Annotated in this window: 18 protein-coding genes and 1 other annotated feature (1 of these 19 running past the window's edge); of the genes, 2 read left to right on the forward strand and 16 right to left on the reverse strand. The window is 50.6% G+C overall.

Features of this window, described 5'->3' with window-relative positions:
• Nucleotides 1–17 (reverse strand) — a binding site (T-box leader); it reaches 182 nt to the left of the window's first position.
• Nucleotides 18–67: 50 nt separating this feature from the next.
• The 12 genes from H9Q78_RS07825 to H9Q78_RS07880 form a co-directional block, all read right to left on the reverse strand.
• Nucleotides 68–1,810, reverse strand: coding sequence for a zinc-ribbon domain-containing protein (locus H9Q78_RS07825; RefSeq protein ID WP_249300745.1), 1,743 nt, complete (start codon nucleotides 1,808–1,810; stop codon nucleotides 68–70).
• A gap of 137 nt (nucleotides 1,811–1,947) precedes the next feature.
• A complete protein-coding gene (locus H9Q78_RS07830; protein ID WP_249300747.1) occupies nucleotides 1,948–3,015 on the reverse strand; it encodes an AI-2E family transporter in 1,068 nt (355 codons plus the stop codon).
• Nucleotides 3,016–3,099: 84 nt separating this feature from the next.
• A complete protein-coding gene (locus tag H9Q78_RS07835; RefSeq protein ID WP_147597595.1) occupies nucleotides 3,100–3,789 on the reverse strand; it encodes a response regulator transcription factor in 690 nt (229 codons plus the stop codon).
• Nucleotides 3,782–5,281, reverse strand: coding sequence for a sensor histidine kinase (locus H9Q78_RS07840; RefSeq protein ID WP_249300749.1), 1,500 nt, complete (start codon nucleotides 5,279–5,281; stop codon nucleotides 3,782–3,784). The genes H9Q78_RS07835 and H9Q78_RS07840 overlap by 8 nt, the downstream gene beginning before the upstream one ends.
• 145 nt (nucleotides 5,282–5,426) lie before the next feature.
• Nucleotides 5,427–6,344: a nucleotidyltransferase family protein gene (locus H9Q78_RS07845; RefSeq protein WP_249300751.1), complete on the reverse strand. Its 918-nt coding sequence runs from the start codon at nucleotides 6,342–6,344 to the stop codon at nucleotides 5,427–5,429.
• Between the two features lie 40 nt (nucleotides 6,345–6,384).
• A complete protein-coding gene (locus H9Q78_RS07850; protein WP_249300753.1) occupies nucleotides 6,385–7,611 on the reverse strand; it encodes a DUF5711 family protein in 1,227 nt (408 codons plus the stop codon).
• Between the two features lie 103 nt (nucleotides 7,612–7,714).
• Entirely contained in the window at nucleotides 7,715–9,001 is a 1,287-nt protein-coding gene (locus tag H9Q78_RS07855; protein WP_249300755.1) for a LysM peptidoglycan-binding domain-containing protein, read from the reverse strand.
• Nucleotides 8,967–9,566 (reverse strand): spore protease YyaC, encoded by a 600-nt coding sequence (gene yyaC, locus H9Q78_RS07860; RefSeq protein WP_231063208.1) that lies wholly within the window; start codon nucleotides 9,564–9,566, stop codon nucleotides 8,967–8,969. Before yyaC ends, H9Q78_RS07855 begins: the two co-directional genes overlap by 35 nt.
• A 111-nt stretch (nucleotides 9,567–9,677) precedes the next feature.
• Nucleotides 9,678–11,054 (reverse strand): hypothetical protein, encoded by a 1,377-nt coding sequence (locus H9Q78_RS07865; protein WP_249300758.1) that lies wholly within the window; start codon nucleotides 11,052–11,054, stop codon nucleotides 9,678–9,680.
• A 118-nt stretch (nucleotides 11,055–11,172) separates the two neighbouring features.
• Nucleotides 11,173–12,051 carry a 16S rRNA (adenine(1518)-N(6)/adenine(1519)-N(6))-dimethyltransferase RsmA gene (gene rsmA, locus H9Q78_RS07870; protein ID WP_249300760.1) on the reverse strand — a complete coding sequence of 293 codons (879 nt, stop codon included), beginning with the start codon at nucleotides 12,049–12,051 and terminating at the stop codon, nucleotides 11,173–11,175.
• A gap of 16 nt (nucleotides 12,052–12,067) precedes the next feature.
• Nucleotides 12,068–12,841 carry a TatD family hydrolase gene (locus H9Q78_RS07875; protein WP_249300762.1) on the reverse strand — a complete coding sequence of 258 codons (774 nt, stop codon included), beginning with the start codon at nucleotides 12,839–12,841 and terminating at the stop codon, nucleotides 12,068–12,070.
• 29 nt (nucleotides 12,842–12,870) lie between these two features.
• Nucleotides 12,871–13,485, reverse strand: a complete 615-nt coding sequence (locus H9Q78_RS07880; RefSeq protein WP_249300765.1) for a DUF4867 family protein — start codon at nucleotides 13,483–13,485, stop codon at nucleotides 12,871–12,873.
• Between the two features lie 428 nt (nucleotides 13,486–13,913).
• Here H9Q78_RS07880 and H9Q78_RS07885 point away from each other — a divergent pair, with 428 nt between their 5' ends.
• Nucleotides 13,914–14,213, forward strand: a complete 300-nt coding sequence (locus H9Q78_RS07885) for a hypothetical protein (protein ID WP_249300766.1) — start codon at nucleotides 13,914–13,916, stop codon at nucleotides 14,211–14,213.
• 46 nt (nucleotides 14,214–14,259) lie between these two features.
• Here the strand turns inward: H9Q78_RS07885 and metG are convergent, their stop codons facing one another.
• Nucleotides 14,260–16,215, reverse strand: coding sequence for a methionine--tRNA ligase (metG, locus tag H9Q78_RS07890; protein ID WP_249300768.1), 1,956 nt, complete (start codon nucleotides 16,213–16,215; stop codon nucleotides 14,260–14,262).
• Nucleotides 16,216–16,394: 179 nt separating this feature from the next.
• Here metG and H9Q78_RS07895 point away from each other — a divergent pair, with 179 nt between their 5' ends.
• Nucleotides 16,395–18,230 carry a DUF885 domain-containing protein gene (locus tag H9Q78_RS07895; protein ID WP_249300770.1) on the forward strand — a complete coding sequence of 612 codons (1,836 nt, stop codon included), beginning with the start codon at nucleotides 16,395–16,397 and terminating at the stop codon, nucleotides 18,228–18,230.
• A 64-nt stretch (nucleotides 18,231–18,294) separates the two neighbouring features.
• Here the strand turns inward: H9Q78_RS07895 and H9Q78_RS07900 are convergent, their stop codons facing one another.
• The 3 genes from H9Q78_RS07900 to H9Q78_RS07910 form a co-directional block, all read right to left on the reverse strand.
• Complete coding sequence (locus tag H9Q78_RS07900) at nucleotides 18,295–18,855, reverse strand: M48 family metallopeptidase (RefSeq protein WP_249300773.1); 561 nt, start codon at nucleotides 18,853–18,855, stop codon at nucleotides 18,295–18,297.
• A 20-nt stretch (nucleotides 18,856–18,875) separates the two neighbouring features.
• Entirely contained in the window at nucleotides 18,876–20,957 is a 2,082-nt protein-coding gene (locus H9Q78_RS07905; RefSeq protein WP_249300775.1) for a carbohydrate-binding domain-containing protein, read from the reverse strand.
• Nucleotides 20,958–21,047: 90 nt separating this feature from the next.
• Nucleotides 21,048–23,522, reverse strand: coding sequence for a transglutaminase family protein (locus tag H9Q78_RS07910; protein WP_249300776.1), 2,475 nt, complete (start codon nucleotides 23,520–23,522; stop codon nucleotides 21,048–21,050).
• Nucleotides 23,523–23,532 lie beyond the last annotated feature (10 nt).

Here is a 23,532-nt window from a genome sequence, read left to right on the forward strand (position 1 = left end):
CTCTTCAACGCCATGTTTCTCATATTCCGCAAATATAAAATTATTCTAGGATACTTGAAAGTATTTGTCAAGCCGATGTTTCTTTTTCAAATTTGAGAAGCACTCCTTCCAGATCCATGTTGAGCTTCCCCGCAGCGTCTATGGTCACAGCCTGCGTATCTCCATCTATGGACAGGATATAGCGCCCGCTCTCCTGGTCATCCGCAGCCCAGGTCCCTTCTCCTGCTTCTCCCAAAATGTCAAGGTAAAACCTGCCTGTTTCATAGATCTCCAGATGCATCTGCGCACCCGGCATTCCTCCGTACATCAGGAAATCGCTGACCGTCATCTCATATGCTCCAGTGGTCACCGTGGTCACGTTCCAGTTCCCCACCGCCGAAGAAACCGAATTATCCTGCTGGCTCTTCGCAAGCTGTGCCTGGATATATTCCTCTCTCTTCTCTCGGAGGATCTGTTCAATCTCCGGATAATCCCCGTCCAATGTATGGAGGGCGCCGTCCAGGACAACGACTGCCGCGTCATAGTTCTCGTCACTTCCCAAAGCGGCCTGCGCTTTGCCCAGAATATCCTCCTGGTATTTCTGCCGATAATTTTCCAGCGCCCGGGACAGCTTCTCATTTCCCGGATTCTCCTTTAACGTATTCCGCAGCAGATCCAGCGCGCTGTAATAATTCCCCTTTGCCGCATAGCTGTCCGCCTGATCGAGGACTGACTGGATGGCATATTTTTCCCGGCCGTCCTCCAGCTCTTCCAGCTTCTCCTGCAGGTCCCGGTCACCTGAAAGTATTTTCAAAGCTTCCTTCACCTGGGCAATGGCAGTATCATAGTCCTTCAGCTCCGCCTGAGCCTGAGACTCATTGAGAACTTTATCTTTATATTTGGATTTTGCCGTTTCCAGACGAGCTCTGGCTTCCTCATATTTCCCATCCGTCTTTATCACTTCCGAAAACTTCTGGATAGCCTCGGCGTAATCTCCATCCTCCATACAGGCTTCGGCTTCTTTAAAAGCCGTCCTTGAATCATTCAGCTCCCTGGCGCTCTCCAGCGCTTTCTCCACACTTTTATCATCCCAGAATTCCGATATGGCTTTCAGATGCCGTTTCGCCGTTTGATAGTCCATGGATTCCGATATAAATTCAGACTGGATTTCCTGAACCGCGTCCCCTAAAATGCCGGCCGCCTGCTGCTCACGTCTGTCTTTTCCTGCAAAATTCTTTTCATACAGAGCTTCTGCCCTCGTCCAGTCCCTGTCCTTCACGCTGGACTTCAGTTTACTCACTGGACTGGAGACCATAAAAGCCAGAACCGCCGCTCCAATCAGCAGAACCGCCGCCACAGCCGCCAGAATGATGATCCACAGTCTGGATTTCTTTTTCTCCGGCTGCTTTTTATGAGCGCCCGGCATCGATCCATAAGCCGGAGGCTCCTGGTTCCGCCCCCCGTTATAATCATATGTACCGCCGGTATGCGGTCCTTCGCGATGATAATTCTCCTGATGGGGTTTAGCTCCCGCCGGCATTTCAAAGATCAGCTCATCCTCCATATTTTTCATGATCTTCTTTTCCAGATTGGGAATCGAGTCCTCAGGCTCCGCGCTGCTGCCCGAATCCTGCGCCTCTTGCGCTCCCGCCGCTTCCGCATCCGTCATTTCTTCCGCCTCGCCAGGCTTCTCCGATTCCTGCGGCGGCTCCGGACTTAGTACCGGCTCCGGACTTAATACCGGTTCCGGCTCTTGATACACAGGGCTTCCGCAATTCTCACAGAATCTATCATTCTCATTTAACTTCTGTCCGCAGTTACTGCAAAACATATGGTCTCCTTTCCGCGCCTTCGCGCCGCAAAATTGGAAACGATTCACAGTTATTATACCTTAGCCGCCTTCAGACTGTCAAACAAATTACAGGTCCGTTTGTTTTCAGGGCGTTTTCATCAATGTACAGGATGCTGTCATGCCTTTATGCCCTTTCCCCCATACATCTCCGTCAGTTCTTTTATGACCATGAAACCAAACGGTCCCAATATGAACCCGGCTACTCCAAACAGCATTAAGCCGATATACATGCTCATGAGCATTTCCAGCGGGGGGATTCCCATATGTCCTCCCATCATCTTCGCCTCCATCACTTCCCTCAGAAAATAGCAGATGGCGTAGATTGCCGTCAGTCCGACGGCATAAGCCCAGTTGCCGAGCAGGACAGAAAAGATAGCCCACGGAATCAGGACTGTGCCGGTGCCAAATACCGGCAGCGCATCTAAAAGCCCGATCAGTACTCCAAGCAGCACCGCATAATTGTTTCCCAGCAGATAAAGTCCCGTGCCGCACACCAGGCAGGTCAGACCCATGATAAGTATCTGGGTGCGGAAAAACGCCTTGCCCACCCGGCTGAGGCATCCGGTGACGGTCGTGATCTCCTGCCGGAAGACAGAAATGTTCCGATACCTGCGGATTCTGTCCATGGAGGATACCATGAGCACGCTCCCAATGGACACGATCGCCAGGAACGCTCCTCCTTTTATTACCCATTTCAGAACCGCCATGGAATTATCCATCACATACACGCCGGCCATATCGCCCATGCGGTTCATGATATTTTCACACTGGGTATATATAAACTCCAGAGAGGTTCCTTTCGCAAATCCCAGGGAATCGTCGCAGCGGCAGCACAGATCGTCCAGCCACCCGCAGAGGTATCTGGTATAGACCGGAAGCCTCCTGACCGCCATAAATAGCTGTTCCAGAAAAAGACGCCCCAGAAAATACACGGCCGCCAGAAGCAGCGCTGAAAATACGGTCACCAGGAGAGACGCCCATATCCCTTCTTTCAAACGCAGTTTTTTATGGAGCCATCTGGAGCCCGGCCGCACCAAAAGCGCGACCCAGTACGCCGTTAAAAAAGGAATCACAAGAGGCAGTAGATATTTGAAAGATATATATACTGCCGCAGTGATTCCTGTTACCAACAGGGCCTTTTTCTGTTTTTCACTTAATTTCCGCCCTCTGCCGTCCTGTCCCATCCAAATTTCCGCCCTTTTCGATGCCCGCGGGCATTTATTATACTGGGCTTAGTATAGGCAGAAGCAAAGGATTTATACGTCGTATTACATTTTAAACCGGTAACCCACGCCCCATATGGTCTCGATATACTGAGGCTTGGCCGTATTGAACTCAATCTTCTCACGGATCTTCTTAATATGCACCGTCACAGTCGCGATATCTCCCACGGACTCCATATCCCAGATCTCCCGGAACAGCTCCTCCTTGGTGAACACATGGTTCGGATTCTGCGCAAGGAAAGTGAGCAGGTCAAATTCCTTTGTGGTAAAATTCTTTTCTTCTCCATTTATATATACTCGTCTCGCAGTCTTGTCTATCTTAAGGCCGCGGATCTCCACAATCTCATTTTCAGGCATCCCGCTCCCGATAAGCCTTTCATATCTGGCCAGATGCGCCTTCACCCTGGCCACCATCTCACTGGGGCTGAAGGGCTTTGTGATATAGTCATCCGCGCCGAGACCGAGTCCCCGGATCTTATCGATATCATCCTTTTTGGCAGAGACCATGAGTATGGGAGTGTTCTTCACCGCCCTTACCTGTTTGCAGATCTCGAATCCATCCGTCCCGGGAAGCATCAGATCCAATATCAGCAGATCAAAATCCTCTTTCAGGGCGCGGTCGAGTCCCTGGCTGCCGTCAGTCTCTATGTCCACGTCAAAACCGCTGAGCTCCAGGTAATCTTTTTCCAGCTCCGCGATGCTCTCTTCATCTTCTACGATCAAAATCCTACTCATGCACTACCTCCTGGTATTTTCTCAGCACAATGTGCATCACAGTTCCTATGGACTCCTTGCTGGTGGCCCAAATGCGCCCGCCATGATCCTCTATGATCTTCCTCACAATGGACAGCCCGATGCCGCTTCCTCCCTTGGAAGAGTTCCTGGAAGAATCCGTCCGGTAAAACCGGTCAAAAATATTAGGGAGATCCCTGGCTGCGATACCCTTGCCGTTATCTTCAATCTCTATTTGTATAAAATCTCCGTCATCCTTAAGACGGATATTGATGATGCCTTTCTTTTTATCCAGATATTTTACGGAATTGCTGACAATATTGTTGATGACACGTTTTAACTGCTCCGCGTCGGCAATGATCATCACCGGCCCCTCTGTATAGTCAAAGAACCCCAGGTCAATGTTCCTGGATTCCAGCTCCAGCCCTATCTCTTCCACGCAGTCCTCAAAATAAGCGTTTACATCAATCTTGGAAAAAGTGTACGGAATCTTATTGGTATCAATTTTGGAGTAAAACGTGAGCTCATCGATCAGCTTATCCATATCGTTGGCCTTGTTATATATGGTGCGGATATATTTATCCAGCTTCTCCGGGGAGGATGCCACACCGTCCATGATGCCCTCCACATATCCCTTGATCGCTGTGATAGGGGTCTTAAGGTCATGGGAAATATTGCTGATAAGTTCTTTATTTTCCTTATCGTACTCCAGCTTCTCCTCCGCGTTGTCTTTGAGTCTCTGGCGCATTTCCTCAAAGTCAAGGCAGAGCTGTCCGATCTCATCCTTCTCCTTGATCTTCAGCTCGTAATCCAAGTTGCCTTCCTTAATCTCCTTCGTGGCTTTTTTAAGCTCTCCGAGAGGCCGGAGAATCGCCCGGTAGACCCACATGGTAAGAAGCGCCGAAATCATGATCAGCAGAATGAGCACTGCCAGCGTCATATCCCGGAACATGCTCTTGATCTGAGGAATCAGTTCTCCAACGGAGGTCACGATGAACACGCTTCCGCGGGTTCCGTCCGAAAAGGTCAGGTCCTGCTGCTTGATCAGCCTTTTGCTGTCACTGCTGAACACGCTTCCGGACTTGTTGTCATTCCTCTCATCGCTGCTCCTGTAATCGGGCAGCTCTGTTTTTAGTTCTTCTTCGTCTCCGCCTGCGTTCCCGCTGAAAATGATTTCCTCACCCTTTCGGATGACCAGAAAGGAATATTTGCCGGCGAGCCTCTGGTTCAGCTCCTGCTGGAACTCGGAATCTTCAAACCGATCCGGATCTTTGCCGGCAATCTCATAGATATCATGCTGTACATTCATGGTCAGAGAATTAAACACCTGAACAGAAGCTCCGGAATACATGTCTCCGACTCCGGTGATATCATAATCCGATTTCAAGGTGCGCGCCTGAAAGCTCCCCAGCGCAAAAATACAAACATATACCATCGCAATGGGTACGAGAACGATAGTAAAAAAGGTGATCATCAATTTTGTTCTCAGCTTCACGTATCCTGCATCTCCCTTTTATCCAAATGGCAGTCAGGCATACCCTCTCCGCCTATGGTACATCATAACACATTCTGCCTCCCGGCGCTCATAAACTAATATAAACATTCTTAATTTTTCATAAAACAGCCTGTTTACGCAGTTTTCAGCTCCAGAGACGTTCCGGATAAAGGCCCTTTTCCTTCAGCTCCCGGACCGCTCTTACCACCGCTTCCTTGTCTTCCTTATAGGTGACTCCAAACCACCTGTCATGGGAATGGAGTACCTGGACAGAAGCCCTTCCCTCCTCGATCAGACCGCCCACCACTGTGGGAATGAAAAACTCGCCCTTCATGGGGTTCTCCCGTAACGTCCGGTTAAGGAACGCAGGAAAGCGAAGCTCCAGCTCTTTTAAAATACTTTTGCTGAACCCCCACAGATTCATGGACACCAGAGTCCCCTCCGGAATCTTCACGGTTCCTCCGTTATCCTCCGCAAAAACAATATCAGTGCCTCTCCGTTCGATGTGCGTCCTCTCCGTTATGGCCGTGAGCATGCCTGCCCCGTCCGTCTCACAGACGCCTCTCGCCACGCTGCCATGATCCGTAAGCGTATTTTCCACCTGGTATCCCACCATGGCAAAACGGTATCTGGAATCGTCCTCATAAGTTACCAGATAATCGTAGATCACCTGGAACGCTTCTCTCCCATAGTAGTCATCCGCGTTGATCACTGCAAAAGGGCCGTCCACTTCATTTCTGCAGCTCAAAATCGCGTGGCCGGTCCCCCAGGGCTTCACCCGGCCGGCCGGCACTTCAAATCCTGCGGGAATGTCGTATAGATCCTGATAGACGTAAGCGGTCTCCATCTGGCTTCCGATCCTGTTCCCCACCGCCGCCCGGAAGTCCGCCTCGTTCTCCTTTTTTATGATAAATACCACTTTTTCGAATCCGGCCTGCTTGGCATCATATATAGAAAAATCCATGATGATATTTCCATACTCGTCCACCGGATCGATCTGCTTCAGCCCGCCGTAACGGCTGCCCATGCCCGCGGCCATGATCACAAGTACTGGTTTCTTCATTGTCATATTTTCCCTCTTTCGCATCGGCTGTTCGCCGTTTTTACTGCAGCTCCAGCTCTTTCATGAACCGGGGGCCAATCTGGATATATTTATTATCTCCGAGACAGATGAGTTTCTCAATACTGCCGTCCAACGTCCCGTGATATTTTAAAATTCCCGACATATTATAGACCGAGCACTCCGCTTCCCGGTATAAAAGCACATGGTTTCCGGAAATTTCCGCGGTGTCATATTCCATATCAAAGGCCTTCCGGAATGCCAGCTTGCCCGAACTCCCATAGACCATCAGCTCCTTATCCCCATTTTCATTTTTTACGATCATTCCGGCATACTTGTCCGAATAAAAGATACTGGAGATCTCGCCTTCCACATCAACCTGCTGCAAAAGCTCCGGCTTTACCGTGTTTTCAAGGGAGTAGAAGCACAGACGGTCCTGGGCAAACGCACAGGCATACCGGTCGTCCAGAAACTGTACTTTCGCTACCATATTCGCTCCATATTCCTTAAAGCCTCCCACCAAACGGTCTTTTACATTCTGACCTTCCTCGTCAAAATTATAAAATACCACCTGATTCTGCATGATTCCCTGATCCAGGTAGACGTAAGAGACCATCAAAAGCATCCCATTAGGCGAAATGCTCAGATCGATGGGATATCCATTCCCTGCCAGCGTCGTCTGCACTTCTATTTTCAGCTTCGTGCCTGACTTATCATAAAACGCAATAAAGTTGCTTTTGCTGTCTTCCAGAATTGCCACGGTCACGCCGGTGGAAGAAACCGCCACTTTGGAAATGGGCAGCGTAGTCGTCACCACTCCCTGGCACCCGCTTTTATCACAGATGTATATGGAATATCCATTCTTATCCGCAATCGCCACATAATCTCCGCTGGTGCGTGCAAACGGAGATTTCATTTCAAATGCCTGATTCCACAGCTCTTCTCCCCGCCGGTCGATATAAGAGGCTCCATCCCGGGTATACTTCACCACATTTTCCCCATACGCCTCATAACCGGAAAAACTCCCTTCACTCAGCTCCTTTTCCCACTTGGCGCTGAATTTCTGGTATTGGTGATGCGTCTGGTAATAGTGATACCCAAAAAGTCCGGCTGCGATCACGACAATCAATAAAACCGTGATCACTACCCGGAATTGCCTATGTTTTTTTATATCTTTCTGGAAATCCTCGTCCACTTCCAGGTTCTCGCTGTCAATGATACCTTCACGAAGCTGCCGTTTTCTGTTTTCTCTGTCTCTTTTGTTTTCCATTCCAAGCTTCCTTACCTGTTTTCTAGATTCTAATTATACAATAAACAAGCCATAATAGCACTACTTAAAATCAGATTCCTGGTATTTTTCATTTTATATCCCTCTATTCTTTTTCGGGAAGCTTGAGCGTTTGTCCTTCGAAAATAAAATCCGCATTGTCCATACCGTTGATTGAACAAATCTCCGAAACGAGAGACGCGCTGGTATCTCCATAGATTTCCACACAGATCTTGTTCAGGGTATCCCCGCTCTTTACCACATATTCCCGGTAAACTGGCGCCTCCGCCGCTTGTCCTTCCGACTCGGCAGACGTCGTCTCTGCGGCCGTCGTTTCCTCCGCAGTCGTTTCCGCGCTTCCGGACTCAGCAGGAGTCTGGGAGGTCTGTCCATCTGCCCCGGCTGCGGAAGATGATGGAACAGTCTCACTGCCGGATGTCGCGTCAGAGGGGTATACGTTGCCCGGCACTTCACTCACCACTGCCTGTCCACTTTCTTCTTTTCCTTTCGCAGACCCGGCAGCCGAAGTCGTCTCCTCCATGATGCTGTCTTTTCCGGCGAACACAGCCAGGACATCTTTCACACCCTGCATTTTATCATACTTATACCAGGCGGCCATGCCAAATCCGGCGCCGCACAAAAGGGCCGCCACACTGACCGTCCTTAAAAACCGGGAAGCCCCCGTCCCCGGCGCCTGTTTCTTATTCTTATTCTGACCGGCGGTTTCTTTTTCCTGGGACCCTGCGGCCATTTTAACTGCTTGTCCCTCTTTTCCCTGCTTGGTCTCCATAATCGTACGGAACTGTCTGGCCGCCTGATCAGAAACTCCTCTGGACGCCGGCGCCAGCGCGAATTCCGTCTTTCTGGACGGTTCCAAAGAAATCATATATTCCTGCATCTGTTCGTTGCGCTCGTAATATATGTAGTAGCCCTTCAGGCGGTGCGCTCCGTGAAAATCAAACCGGTAGACAGCTTCTTCCTCCCGGCTTCCGTCATAAAGGAAAAGTACCTGATTCTGGCTTTTGAAGTTCTCATTGTGGCTTTTCTGCAGATTATAAAGATCTGTCAGGCCACTGTCTCCGCTGCATAAAAACCAGCCGCAGATCTCCACGTCTTTAAAACAGGTATCGGCCTGCTCATATACTCCATTCCATGCCGAAGCAGTCATGACGATCCGGTCATCCTCTATTTCATAGTCCTTCACCAATACGGCTCCCCGGACAAACAGGCAGGGGATGTCCTGCTCCTTTGCCTGCTGTCCCAAAAAAACGCCGATACAGGTGTCGTTCCGCTTTTTCATCTTTTCAATAAAGGTCGCCACATAATCTTCCATATATAGATGGAGGTCATGCTCTATATCACCAATTTGCCTGATATTTCTGGGTATTTCCATATTCCATGTCCCTTTCTGTATCCGTGGGCCCGGCGCATCCGATCCCTGCACAAATGCAGTCTGCCAGCTCCATTACTATAGAAAGACGGGTGTTTTGCAGAAGCGGTTCAAAATTTCCGCCATATCCCACGATTCCCGTGATGAAAATATCACCAACGGACATCAGGTTCTTACTCACCCCCAGCCCCGGCCGAATGGCGCCGCGCCCCAGCGTAATATATCCCACATGTTCATATTTTCCTACCGAGGCATCCACCGCCACAATGATGGAATCCTGATAATACTGCCGTATCATCTCCATGGTCTCACTCAAATTGATCGCGTGGATGGGCTGTGTCAACGTTCCAAATACCCGGTATTCTTCTCCCTTCGTCTTTTTCAGCTTGTAACCCACCAAAGGCCCAAGGCTGTCTCCTGTAGAGCGGTCGCTCCCTATACAAAGAAACAAAATATTTTCTTTTTTCGTATTTTTCTTTACTTCTGACACTAATTTTTGTAACTGACCTCCAAATAAGTCCGGAGAAAACCACTTTCCGGCTTTATGGTAATAAATTTGTCTGTTCATAATATCACCGTTTCTTTTATCCCTTCGGAAGGGACTTTTAGTTTTGTCTGGATTATTGCCCAATTTCTGGAATATAAACCAGATATTTAACTAAATATAAACCGGCCGATATTATAACTGTATGGAACCGCACCAGAAGCCGAAGTTTTCTTCCCGGCGGCCTGTGGCCTTTTTAAAGTCCGGAAGCCCGAACATGGATGCCATGAACTTTTCCTGGGGCTTGAAGATCCCAGGTACTCCCAGAATATACTGATATTCGGTCTGGAATTTTTCCCGTTTCACACGTTTTCTTCTGGCCAGGATCAGATACCGATACTGGTAATACCCGTGTAGGACAAAGCTATTGTTGCCGTAGGGCCAGTTTTCCTTCGGCAGCCTGCCGATATCCTGAAGATGAATCTGGAGCACTTCCCAGCCCTCTTCTGCCAGAATCCGTTTTCTCGGAAGCACCTTTTTCAGGCAGTCCCACAGAGGCAGCTCCATAAAGCCTTCCCTGTAGTAGAAATCATCCGGCATCCGTCCGCTGAACGTATCGCTCTGTTCCTCATCCTGATTCGGAGCCTTCGGCTCATTTTCCGTATACGTCTCCAACAGCTCGGATACTTCCGCCGAGACAGCCGCTTCTGTCTCGGCTTCCTCCACTGCGGTCATTTCTACCTCATCTTCCGGCTCTTCCATTCCTGCTACCATATCTTCTTCCGGTTCCGGCTGTGCTTCTTCCGGCTCTTGTTCTGTGGAATCTGCTGTCTCCGGCTTCATTTCCTCCAGCTCCGTTTCTCCCAGCTCTGGCTCTTCCGATTCCGCCTCTTCCAATCTCGGCTCTTCCGATTCCGCCTCTTCCAATCTCGGCTCTTCCGATTCCGCCTCTTCCAATCTCGGCTCTTCCAATTTCGGCTCTTCTGGTCTCAGTTCTTCCGATTCCGCTTCTTCCGCTCCTGTCTCCTCCGGTTCTTCTCTCTCAGGCCCTGCTTCCAAAAGCTCCATCTCATCCAGCCCATGATCATCTATCTGATCATCCGGCTGCCTTCCCGCAGCTTCCGCGGCTTTCAGTAGCAGTCCTTGTCCGCCTCTCCAATCTTCTCCCGCCACAGGCGCTTCCCGCAGGCTGGATATATGTATAATGGCGTCATCCCAAGTGGTCAGATAGGATTTCCTTGCGCTGGCCTGGCTCCGCAGATACAGGCCTCTGACAAAATCAAGTCCGAAACCACTTCCGCTCAGATCGTCTTCCTGCTTCCCGAATACGGCCTCTCCCACTCCGTTTCTCACCGGAATCCGTCCCAAAGGCACCAGCAAAAAGCTATCGGAGAGATTCCCATAACCATACAGATTCAATTCCCGGCCGCTGCATTCATAAGCTCCTTTAATACTGACGCTGATTCTGCATTGTCCGCCCCTTGCCTCAATTTTAGCAAAGCCCACATTTTTTGTCTTCATATCGCCTTCATAGGCATATATATATGAGATAAAACGTCTATATTCTGCCACACTACCACTCCTTCCTCTCTATTTTATGCGGGGAATCCGGAAGATATGACTATTTTAAGAAAAAATTTAAAAACCGTACCGGTTTCTCCCCGATACGGCTCTTCATATTCCTGTTTATTCAGTTTCTCCCCCCGCCAAGCTCCGATAAAAGGTTGCTGAGTCCTGCAAACTGCTCCAGCGTGAGCGCCTCTCCCCTCACTGTGGGAGAAAGGCCCATGGCCCTTATGGCGCCCGCGATCTCTTCCTTCGAAAAGGAAAGCTCCGATGAATTGCTCCATCCATTCTGAAGAGTCTTTCTCCTCTGGTTAAAGGAAGCGCGGATCAGCCGGAACAACAGCTTCTCATCCTTTACCTGCACAGCCGGCTCCCGGTGGCGTGTCAAGCGGATGACCGCCGACCCCACCTTTGGCCTGGGCAAAAAGCAGTTTGGCGGTACGTTGGCCACAATGTACGGCTCCGCGTAATACTGGACAGCCAAGGACAACGCGCCGTAATCCTTGCTTCCCGGCCCCGTCTGCATCCGATCGGCAACCTCTTTCTGCACCATGATCGTGATGTTGTCGACCGGCACATGGCTCTCGAACAGTCCCATGATGATCGGCGTCGTGATATAATAGGGCAGATTGGCCACCACCTTGATGGGCCGCCCTCCGTTCTCTTCCTCTGCCAGCTTTGCCACATCCACCTTCAGGATATCCTCATTGATGACCGTCACATTTTCATAGCCGGACAGAGTCTCTTCCAGGATAGGAATCAGATTCCGGTCTATCTCCACCGCGCAGACAGCCCTCGCCGCCTCTGCCAGATACTGAGTCATGGTACCGATTCCCGGCCCGATCTCCAGCACAAAATCCTCTTTCGTGACCCCTGCGGCCCGGATGATCTTATCCAGCACATGGGTATCTATAAGAAAATTTTGTCCAAACCTTTTCTGAAAGACAAACTCGTATTTCTGGATGATTTCTATGGTATTCTTGGGATTCCCCAGATTCGCCATGGGATTTTTTCCTTTCTCATTCAGTGTCCAGGCGGTAAAACCGGCAGGCATTCTCATAGGTGACTCTTTCCACAGTCTCTTCCGAAATCCCCTTAAGCTCCGCGACTGCCTTTACCACATAGTGAAGATTCAGCGAGCTATTCCGCTTCCCCCGGTTCGGTACCGGCGAAAGATACGGGCAGTCTGTTTCCAAAAGCATCTGGTCCAGAGGCATATACTTCACCACCTCTTTCAGTTTTTTTCCGTTGGAAAAGGTGATCACGCCGCCGATCCCCAAATAATAGCCCCAATCCAGAAATTTTCCGGCCATTTCCGGCCCATAGGAAAAGCAGTGGATCACCCCCCGCATCTGCGCCGCCCCAGTTGCCCTCATGATATCATAGGTATCCTGAGCCGCTTCCCTGCTGTGGATGACTATCGGCATCTTCTTTTCTCCGGCAAGAAAAAGCTGGCGTTCAAACCACTTTTTCTGTACCGGCCGCCCCGGCTCGTCCCAATGGTAATCCAGCCCAATCTCTCCCAATGCCACTACCTTCGGCATCTGAAGCGCTTCCTCAATATAGGAAAAGTTGTCCTCTGTCAGTTCGCCGGTATCGCTGGGATGAACGCCGGCCGCGGCAAAAAGAAATGGATACTGCTCCGCAAGCGCTATGGCCTTCCTCGTCGTTTCCAAGCTCGCCCCTATATTGACCACCCGGCCAATCCCCCCTGCTCTCAGGGAAGAAAGTATCTCATCCCGGTCTTCGTCAAAAGCCTCGTCATCGTAATGAGCATGGCTGTCAAAAATCATGGTTTACTCCATTTCCCCGGCTTCCCTCGTCATACCCGGATGATATCTCCCTTTAAGCCCGGATAAAAATCTTCTCCGCTGTCCGGATGGGTCAGGACCCATTTATTTTTCATGCAGAGCAGCTTATCCTCTTCTGTCTGCATCTGGTTTTTCTTTTCACTGGGCACGTTGGTCCCCTCCGGCAGCACAATGATGCACTGGAATACGCCGTCTCCGGCGCTGCAGGGCGCATAATGGAGCGTACTGCTGTAAAGAAGGACGGCGGTTCCGGCAGGCACCAAAAATGCTTCCGCATTGGACAGGTCAAACGTTGTCATGGTGTCCATATCTCCGCGGCTTCCCACGACTACGATCATATCCGTCACCGCAATATCCAGCTCTTCGCCTCTGTGATATTCCATCGTATCCGCTTTATGATTCTTTCCATTGCAGTAACCAATCTGAATCGGCATCTCTCCATAGATCTGACGGCTGATGGCCTCACAAATCTCCATTTCCTCGGCCTCTTTCACAGAAGGCTCATAGATTACCTCATCAGGGGCCGGCGTCGTTTTCGCCCAATCCACCAATCCAGAAAAATCCATCCCTTCCACTATCGCGCCATACTTTTTAAATTCCTTGTCAGTTACTTTTTTGATTTCCATATTACCCTCTCCTTTTTCTCATTTTTTATCCCGGAAGGAATCCTACCGCCTTCCTGAAACGCCTGCGCGTTTTTCCCCAACTTTCTTCCACCGCCAGGACGGAAAACACCGGACACCCTTCTTTCCAGCGATGCCCGGCATTCATATACCTTGACGCGCGAAGTATACCTTGACGCACGGAGTGCGCTCGCCCGTAGGGCATGTATTAAGGGGTGCCCTTGGGTATACCTTTGAATACCTTTCAAACAAGTTATTTGTCTGATTTGCAAGGCAAGAGGAAATCCGATTCCATCCAGGCGGCTCGCTCTTTCTTCCGCACCGAAATAAGCGCTCATTTGTTTTGAAAATCATTGGGGCGGTCCACCGCAGCCCGCTGCCATTAGGCGCGCGGGCGTGTAGATATCCGATCCTTTTCTGGAATCTAAGAAATGAAATTCATCCAACGTGGTGCGGCGGGCAGGGCGCCGGCAGAAAGATTTCGGGCCGGCCTAAAGGTGAGCGCTGCAGGGCAGAGACCGGTGTTCCCCAGGCGGAAGGAGGCAGAAACGGAAATACCGATTCCGTTTCTGAGCGAACCGGAGACAGGAAATCATAAAGATTTTCTGCCGACATGTGAGCGGTACTCCCGGAGCGGGGATAAAGCGGCCCCTGCATCGCCAGCGAACCGAAATCGTGACGGCCCGGAACTTCTGCCGGCGCTAAACGGGAACTTTATCGGAGCTAATTAAAATGATTCCAAAAAGTATTTCATATCATACCTAATGGCATTCCACTCTAGCAGATTTCTGCTCCGGAGGGCATGTCTTTCTCCGGTCTCATCAGCGCCAGATTGCCTTCCGCATCCTCCGCGCAGAGCAGCATCCCTTCCGAAAGGATGCCGGCCAGCTTTGCCGGCTTCAGGTTAGTCACCACCATGACTTTTTTGCCCACCATCTCTTCCGGCGTATAAGAGCCCTTTATGCCGGACACGATCTGACGCACCTGGCTGCCGACCTTCACCTGGGAGCAGAGGAGCTTTTTGGACTTTTTCACCGCCTCACAGGCAATGATCTCTCCCACCTGGAACTGAAGCTTTCCGAAATCATCAATGGTCACCTCCGGCTTAGCTTCCATATCTATACCGGTCTCTTCGACTTTCTCTTCCTTACCGGCAGTTTTTCCAAACCTCTCAGCCACATCTGCCAGTACCTCATTCACATCCAGACGGGCAAAGAGTATCTCCGGCTTCTCCACCACTTTATTTCCGGAAGGATACTGGCCGAATCTCTTCATATCCTCCAGGCTGCGTTTGCTTCCGTTTACTTGCTCCAGAATCTTCTTCGAGGTGGAAGGCATGAAGGATTCCAAAAGGCTGGCTCCGATGCAGATGCTCTCCACCAGATTATAAAGTACCGTCTCCAGCCTGGACTTCTTGGACTCATCCTTGGCCAAAGCCCAAGGCATGGTCTCATCTATATATTTATTACAGCGTTTGAACATGGAAAAAATCTCGCTGATCGCATCTGCCACCCGCAGTTCGTTCATCTTCGCGTCTACTTTTCCCGCCGTTTCCAGAACTACCGCTTTTAATTCTTCATCCACCGGCTCAGAGGTCCCGGAATCCCTTACCCCTCCGCCGAAATATTTATTGGACATGGAAATCGTCCTGTTCACCAGGTTGCCCAGCGTATTGGCCAGATCAGAATTCAGCCGCTCGACCATCAGCTCCCAGGAAATCACGCCGTCGTTGTCAAAGGGCATCTCATGAAGCACGAAATAGCGCACCGCGTCCACCCCGAAATAATCCACCAGGTCATCGGCATAGAGTACGTTGCCTTTTGACTTGCTCATCTTCCCGTCACCCTGGAGCAGCCAGGGATGACCAAATATCTGCTTAGGAAGCGGCAGGTCCAAAGCCATCAGGAATATGGGCCAGTAGATGGTATGGAACCGGATGATATCCTTGCCGATAAGATGCAGATCCGCGGGCCAGCACTTGTCAAACTGTCCGCTGCTTTTCCCGTCGCACTCGTAGCCGATTCCTGTGATATAGTTGGTCAGCGCATCCAGCCATACGTAAATCACATGCTTCGGGTCAAAGTCGACCGGGATGCCCCATTTAAAGGAGGTCCTGGAAACGCACAGATCCTGGAGACCCGGAAGCAAAAAGTTGTTCATCATCTCATTTTTCCTGGAGACCGGCTGAATGAACTCCGGATGCTCGTTGATATACTCGATCAGCCTGGGAGCATACTTGCTCATTTTGAAAAAGTATGCCTCTTCCTTGGCCGGCTGCACCTCTCTCCCGCAGTCGGGACATTTCCCGTCCACCAGCTGAGATTCCGTAAAGAAGGACTCGCAGGGAGTGCAGTATAACCCCTCATAATATCCCTTATAAATATCGCCCTGCTCATATAATTTCCTGAATATTTTCTGTACCTGCGCCTCATGGTCCGCGTCTGTGGTACGGATGAATTTATCATAGGAGGTATCCATCAGATCCCAGATCCTCTTTATCTCCCCCGCCACATTGTCCACAAATTCCTTCGGGGTGATGCCGGCTTCCTGGGCTTTCAGCTCAATTTTCTGCCCATGCTCGTCCGTCCCGGTCTGGAAGAACACGTCGTATCCCTGTTCTCTTTTATAGCGGGCGATACTGTCCGCCAGAACGATCTCATAGGTATTGCCGATATGCGGCTTGCCCGAGGTATAGGCAATGGCCGTAGTCATATAATAAGGTGTTTTTGCCATCTTTGTCCCTCCATCAAAATAAAACTGTTCTAAAATTCGATTATAGTATATTTAAATCCCAAAGTAAAGGGAATAATTGGACATTTCCCTGCACAGCCTATATACTAGAAAGTACAATACTAATTTGGACACCAGATGAATATCTTAAAGAAGATACCACATCCGTGGGGAGGTAATATATGAAGAAACGGCTTACCCGCCTGCTTGCCCTTTTGCTGGCTGTCGTCCTGATGCTGAGCAGCTGCGCATCCGGGGCAGAAAAAAATACCACTCAAAGCAGTTCTGAAAATACATCTGAAAACAGCGACCCTTCCGGTTCCCAAGCATATGACGAGTCGGAGCATAAAAAATTCCTGGATTTCACCAAACGGCAGTTCCTGGATTCCGTCGCTTCCGACACGGTAAACCTGCACTATACCCTGGCGGATCCGAAAGCTTACGGGATTACAGACTATGAAGTCTCACTCGGTTCTCTGAATAAAGAATCCATTGAAAAAAACTATCAGGATATGCAGGCTGTCCTGTCGGAGCTTACATCCTTCAATTACGCAGCGCTTCCTGCAGAAGACCAGCTCACCTACGATGTGCTGAAGGATTACCTGAAGACCTCCATAGAGGGAAAGAATTTTCCCTATTATGAAGATTATCTGACGCCGATCATGGGACTGCACGGCAACCTTCCCACCGTCATGGCAGAATATACCTTCCGTACAGAGCGGGATATTGAGGATTACCTGAAGCTTCTGGAGCTGATTCCTCCTTATTTGGATGAAGTCATCTCCTACGAAAAGACAAGAGCTAAAAAAGGCATGGTCATGCCTGCCTCCTCCATTGATGAAGTCGTAAGTGCATGCCAGGATTTTATCGGCAGCACAGAGGACAATGTGATGATCTCTACCTTCAATGACCGTATCGATTCATTTGAAGGTCTGTCAGATTCACAGAAAACGAAATATAAAGAACAGAACGCGGCTACAGTCAGCTCCCAGATATTTCCCGCCTACGAAAAGATCATCCTCTGCCTGAAAGAAATAAAAGGCACCGGAAGTAATCTGCAGGGGATCTGCTACTATCCTGAAGGCAAGAAATATTACAGCTATCTCCTAAAGAGTCTTGTGGGCTCGGGCCATACGCCGGAGGAGCTGGTGTCCCTAATAGAAGAACGTCTGGATACTCAGATGACCACCATGTTTCTCCTCCTGTCCAAGTCACCTGAACTGTCGGAGAGCTTCGGAAATTATACGGAGGAAAACAGAACACCGGAAGAAATCCTGGATACTCTAAAGGAAAAAATCTCCGAAGATTATCCCGCCCTGCCGGCAGATGTACAATATCAGATCAAATATGTCCACAAATCCATGGAAGCGAGTTTGAGTCCGGCATTTTATATGATACCGCCCATCGATGACCTGAAGGAAAACACCATCTATATCAATAAAAGCAGCACAAACGGCGGCTCCCTTTTCTCCACTCTGGCCCATGAAGGGTATCCCGGCCATCTGTACCAGACTGTATACGCTTCCACTGTATTGACCGATCCGCTCAGGCACATCCTGAATTACCAGGGATATTCCGAAGGATGGGGCCTTTATGTGGAGCATGAATCCTATGCCCTGAATGATGCGCTGACTTCCGAATCCGAAGACCTGGCCACCCTGTATTCCCTTAACTCTTCCGTTTCCCTGGGCGTCCACGCGATGCTGGATCTGAAGATCAACTATGAAGGCTGGAATCAGGAGCAGGCCGGGGAATTTATCGAGACCTATTTTGGAAAACAGGATTCCAGTACCTTGGAAACCATCTATAACACCATTGTGAGCGAGCCCGCTTATTATCTGAAATACTATGTGGGATATCTGGAGATCCTGCTCCTGAGAGAAAAAGCGGAGGCTCGTCTGGAAAGTCAGTTTAACCTCAAGGAATTTCACAAATTCCTGCTGGATATCGGCCCCTGCTCCTTCACTACCATAGACGATTATATGGAAAAGTGGATGGAGGATCAGCTGGCATCCTGAACCTGACATAAAATCCCCGCGGAGTCTGCTTCCTGCAGAACCCGCGGGGATTGTTTATTTCCTTTCACCTGATCCAAAGCTCCGGTCCATGTTTCTTCAGCCATCCTACGGCTATTTTATAATCCGGAAAAATCCTGGAAACCTCATGATAAAACCGGCTTGAATGATTCATTTCCTTTCTGTGGGCCAATTCATGGACAATGACATACTCCCGTATGAACTCCGGCGCCAGCATAAGTCTCCAGTTAAAATTCAGGTTTCCTGCCAAACTGCAGCTTCCCCACCGCGTCTTCTGCTCCCGGATGGTGATCCTCCCATAGGTGACCTGCATGATTTCCGCATATTCCTCTGTCCTTTTGCGGAAATAAAGCTCTGCCTTCTCCCGGATGGCTTGTTTCTCATCGTCCGAGAATCTCCGGACCTGTTCGTCGTCTGATCTTCTGTATCGTTCCCTTTCCTCCAGTTTATTCAGGACCCACCCGGATTTCTTTTGCAGAAAGCTCTCCAGGAAGCTCTCCGGGCAGCCTTCAGGCGCCCGAAGTATCACATTTCCATCCGCAGTAACCTGAAGTGAAACCGTGTTTCTTTTGCTGTATATCACTTTATAAGGAAATGGCGCCTCCATAAAAGTCCCTCCGTCTAAGACTATTCCTCTGTGCTCTGCTGCCTTTCGTTCCCTCCGCCTCTCATGACGCCTCCGTTTCCGCGTCCTCCCATGCCTCCCAAAACTTCGGCGTTTACTAAAGCTCCGCTGTCATCCACCGTGGTAACAGAACCGTTTACTGTAAGATCGCAAAGCTTTGTATCCCCGCTGTACAAAGTATACGTCTCCCCCTCGGCGATGGATTCTGTGCTGAACTGGATACTTGCGTAATCCTTATCCGGTTCAAACTCCGCCAGGACATCTCCTGCACTGTTTGCCAGCGCGGCCCGTGTTCCAGCTGCCTGAGTTTCTGAATAGATCACCACGATCGTATTCTGAGAAGACTCTGCCCCCGGAGTCTGGAACATGCCGGTACTGCCGGCTAAGACCAGCCTGCCTCCGCTGATCAGGAAGTCAGAATCATAATCCAGCGCGCCGTCTCCATTGCTGACCGGCCCGCTGACATATACTTCACCGCCGCTCATCTCTATGGATCCGTTGGAATCCAGGCCGTCTCCACTGGCATTGACTTTCAGTATTCCTCCGGTGATAGATATCAGATAACTACTTCCGCTTTTAAAACTGTCCTGTCCAAAACCTCCTGCAGTCGTTCCGGAGCTGTCATTCCCTCCAGCGGCATTTACTCCGTCATCACTGGCGGTCAGCTCAATATTCCCTCCGCTGACTATGACGGTCACTCCTTCCAGTCCCTCATAGCACTCTGTAATCACGATATCACCTCCGCTGACCGTAAGCGTCCCGTCGGCGTGCATTCCGTCGTCTCCTGTGGCAATCGTAACAGTCCCGCCGGCGACTGTCAGATCCCTATTGGAATGAAAAGCGTCATCGGCACTGTCAATGATGTAGCTTCCTCCGTTGATCTCCAGGCTGCTTCCGGCTTTCAGGCCCTTGGCACTGTCCGAGACAGACGTATCGGCGGGTTGGTCCTCTGCCGCCTCCGTCTCCCCGCCCGGTCCCGGCATCTTTTCTCCGTCGGGAAGCTCCATGCTTTCCCCTTCCGGGAAAGTCATGTCACCGTCCTCCGGCCTCTTGTCGCCTGAGCCGCCCGGCATCTGCCCTCCGGGCCCTATCTGGCCGCCGATATCTCCGTTGCTTGTGTGGACAGCCCCATTTTCACTTCCGCCCCCACATTTGATCTGATACGCACCTCCGTCCGCCACAAGCATTGTTTCCGCCTGGAAACCATCCTCCTCTACGGTGATATGAAATTCTCCGTCTATTATATAAATCCATCCGCTGTCGCTGTCTGTGTCGTTACTGGACTTAAAACCATCGGCTGAAGAGCTGACCGTATAAGTGCCTCCGATGACGGTCAGAGAATCCTTTCCCCGTATGGCGTCATTGGCGCTGTTGATCACATAGGTCCCATTGACCAGAACAAGACTGCCCTTGCTGTTTATGCCATGATTAAAATTTGCATTTACTGTGAGGCTCCCAGCTCCATTGATGACCAGGTCATTCTTACAAAAGAGCGCCGCGTTCGGCTCCTCCTTCTCCTGATCGTCATATGTATAGGAGCTTCCGTCGGTGAGAATATTCTCCGTGCCTTCGGCAAGGGTAATGGTAATCTTCCCTGCCAGTCTGCCATTGAACGGCGCACTGTCTCCGCAGGTGATTTCCACACCGTTAAGTATGATCCGCACATCCGTTTTTTTGTCCGTATCCACCGCCAGCTGGCCGTCGTCTAAGGTTCCGCTTATCAGATAGATTCCGCCCTTTACAATCGTCACCGTACTTCCGTCCACCTGAACTCCCTCGCCGTCCACATCCGCGCTATTCCCGTTTAGGATGACCGCCGCTGTCAGGTCCTCATCACTCCAGGAAAGATCCAGGTCCTCGTCATCATAAGCTTCCGCCATGGCGGCGCGTATAGCATCTTCATCCGCCGCCGCTGCCTCTGAACCGCTTCCGTCTCCTCCCTGCGCGCTGTCAGCAGTTACATCTCCGCCGGAAGTGCCTGCGGTCTGCCCGCATCCGGAGAGAATCACTGTCAAAAACAAAAGGATCAAAAATACGGCCAGTCTCCCCTTCCTTTTCCCTTCACGTCTATATCCGTCAATCATCTAAATCCTCCTTTTCCGTTCCAAAACGGCCGCTGCTATTACTTCTTTCTTGGGAGGATTATAATATGATAACCTTAAATCCAGCTTAAATCAAAACAGACCGCGGATAAATTTCGCGTGGATACGCCTTATACCGGACAGCCGCTCTTCCGATTCTGTCCTCAGAGTCTCCGCGTACTTGAGCAGCTCCTGCAGCTCTTCTTCTGTTATCCTGTGCTGGCTGAACCGTGCTTTCGCCGCCAGTCCGTGAATCTCATCCGGTATGGAAAGCGGTTCTTCCTTCCCGGACCCGCCGCCCGTCGAGACCAGTCCCATGATATAAGCATATACGGACAGCGCTGCCCTGCTGCGGTTTTTCTGGCGAAAACGTTTCATCCGCATGCGGAGACGAAGCCTGCGGTTCAGCTCAAGACCGGCCGCAGCCGCTGTTGCCGCAAAGGCTATCCCCGCCGCGGCCATAACTGCCAGCCTGGCTCCTCCGACTCCGGACGGATTATCCTTGTCCTTCTCATTCTCTGTCTGCCGGTCCCGGCCGTCCTGAGCAGATGTGGTATCTTCCGGTATCTCAGTCTCCTCCGGCGTCTCCGTCCCTGGCTCGGTCTCCTCCGGCACATCCTCGATCCCTGCCAGAAACCGGATATCTTCTCTCACCGCCCCAGTAGTCTCCACCGGTATCCAGCCCATACCGCTCACATAGATTTCCACCCAGGCATGGGCGCTGGAATCGGGGAGCCGAATCCAGCCGTCCTCATCTGTTTCCGCCTCCGGCGATACTGCATAACCCTCCACATATCTGGCCGGCACTCCCGCCGAGCGCAGAAGAAGAGCTGCCGCGGAGGCGAAATGTCTGCAGTAGCCCTGATGGTTTTCTGTCAGAAAATACTGCACAAAGTCCTTCCCCTCTGGGGTGAGCCCCGGGGTCAGCGTATACGTGTTCACACTCTGCACCTGATATACAACCGCATCTGCAAAAGCTCTTGGATAGGGATAATTCTCAGCCGTCAGGCCATTGGCTTCCCGATATTCATCCAGGAAAGCCTCCAGTCCCTCCGGTACCTCTGTATAAGTGTCATAGACAAAATCTCTGTATTTCTGGGCAGACCATACGAATCCCTGCTGTTCCGGCGTCATTATGGAAAGGATTGGCTCCGTGACGTTCCATTTCTCCAAAGGCCAGCTCTCGCCTCCCTCTTCCAGGCTCTCCTGCATGATTCCAAGACCCAGATCGTTAAATTCTACCCCGTTTCTCATTTCCGTCTGAAGATACCGGCTTAGAATTCTGTTATACAGGCTCATATATAAATGCTGTCCGCTGAAGGTCTGAGCCTGTATCCTGTAATACTGCGTGCCAAAGAGAGAATTTCCTGAGCGCAGTCCCATGTCTCCGATAAACTCCATCGGGGAAAGCTCCTCCGGCAGGTTTATAAGTCCGTATGGGACATAGATACACCGGGGATTCGTCCCCACGTTATGCACCGTCAGGTCGTACGCATATACCTCATAATCCTCCCCGCAGTCCAATAACCGGCTGAACCAATAGGGGAGATTCTGGACCTTTTTATCCCCCATTATCTCTTCCAGCTCCTCGTATTTCTCAGCAGGAAGCTCCTCCCATGTTTGTCCGGTATAGACGCTGCCGACAAATCCTTTTAGATAATCAATGTCCTTCTTCGCCGTTTTCACCTTAAGCATGGTCTTTCCCGTAAAGCTCAAATCTCCCGACGACTGCAGATTCACTCTGCTTGTCATCCCGGCGATACCCCCGCCTCTGAATATGGCTGAGATATCGGCTCCGTCCAATATTCCCAGCCTCAGATTTTCAACCATCCCAGAGCGCTCATAGTTTTTCTCCGGAAATACGAGGCCGATGCATAAAAGCGTTACGGCAAACACCGCCGTCAGCACGGCGGCCGCGGTCCCTCTGAGGGATACTCCGTCGCAGACCAGCAGCGCCCAGAATATGAAAAGCAGAGCCATCCATCTATAATCCGGTATCTTGCCGACCACCAGAGACGCCCCGAAAAAAGGAATCGTCGCGGTGATGCAGAGAAGGTAACGTTTCCTTCTGGCCGTAAGGAAGACCACCAGAAGAAAGGCGAGCACCGCCATGACATAGGATGCCGCTATGGCGCATATCCGGGCAGTTTCCACTTCTGAGGCCAGGCCGGTCATGACCGGCATCATGTCAAAGTTGGAATTATCCACATATACCTGTATGATATCATTGAAAATAAAGAGGATTCCCTGCCGCAAGCTGTCCCTCAGAAGATATCCTGTCCACACAAATACAACCAATACGGCGGCCAAGCAGGCCAGCCGGTTTTTCCTGGCAAAAAAGAAAAAGGTAAAAATTACTGACACTGCCGTCACAGTGCCTGTTACGCATGCCGGCGGAAAGGATAAAGAAAATCCAGTATAAAAGCTGCCGAAAGCCCCCAGGCTTCCCAGCATCACTAAAAATAAGCAGGAAAAATAACGGACGATCTGCGCCCGTTTTCCCGAAACGATCCTGGCCTCTCCTATGGTAAGCCCCGCGGCCTTCTGTTTCTTTTTCCTGTTCCTCACAAGCGGTCCT

Source organism: Qiania dongpingensis (assembly GCF_014337195.1).
Classification (GTDB): Bacteria; Bacillota; Clostridia; order Lachnospirales; family Lachnospiraceae; genus Lientehia; species Lientehia dongpingensis.

Coding starts and splice junctions, on each gene's coding strand:
- H9Q78_RS07825 (WP_249300745.1), bottom strand. CDS start 1,810: ATGTTTTGCAGTAACTGCGGACAGAAGTTAAATGAGAATGATAGATTC.
- H9Q78_RS07830 (WP_249300747.1), bottom strand. CDS start 3,015: ATGGGACAGGACGGCAGAGGGCGGAAATTAAGTGAAAAACAGAAAAAG.
- H9Q78_RS07835 (WP_147597595.1), bottom strand. CDS start 3,789: ATGAGTAGGATTTTGATCGTAGAAGATGAAGAGAGCATCGCGGAGCTG.
- H9Q78_RS07845 (WP_249300751.1), bottom strand. CDS start 6,344: ATGAAGAAACCAGTACTTGTGATCATGGCCGCGGGCATGGGCAGCCGT.
- H9Q78_RS07850 (WP_249300753.1), bottom strand. CDS start 7,611: ATGGAAAACAAAAGAGACAGAGAAAACAGAAAACGGCAGCTTCGTGAA.
- H9Q78_RS07855 (WP_249300755.1), bottom strand. CDS start 9,001: ATGGAAATACCCAGAAATATCAGGCAAATTGGTGATATAGAGCATGAC.
- yyaC (WP_231063208.1), bottom strand. CDS start 9,566: ATGAACAGACAAATTTATTACCATAAAGCCGGAAAGTGGTTTTCTCCG.
- rsmA (WP_249300760.1), bottom strand. CDS start 12,051: ATGGCGAATCTGGGGAATCCCAAGAATACCATAGAAATCATCCAGAAA.
- H9Q78_RS07875 (WP_249300762.1), bottom strand. CDS start 12,841: ATGATTTTTGACAGCCATGCTCATTACGATGACGAGGCTTTTGACGAA.
- H9Q78_RS07880 (WP_249300765.1), bottom strand. CDS start 13,485: ATGGAAATCAAAAAAGTAACTGACAAGGAATTTAAAAAGTATGGCGCG.
- H9Q78_RS07885 (WP_249300766.1), top strand. CDS start 13,914: ATGAAATTCATCCAACGTGGTGCGGCGGGCAGGGCGCCGGCAGAAAGA.
- metG (WP_249300768.1), bottom strand. CDS start 16,215: ATGGCAAAAACACCTTATTATATGACTACGGCCATTGCCTATACCTCG.
- H9Q78_RS07895 (WP_249300770.1), top strand. CDS start 16,395: ATGAAGAAACGGCTTACCCGCCTGCTTGCCCTTTTGCTGGCTGTCGTC.
- H9Q78_RS07900 (WP_249300773.1), bottom strand. CDS start 18,855: ATGGAGGCGCCATTTCCTTATAAAGTGATATACAGCAAAAGAAACACG.
- H9Q78_RS07905 (WP_249300775.1), bottom strand. CDS start 20,957: ATGATTGACGGATATAGACGTGAAGGGAAAAGGAAGGGGAGACTGGCC.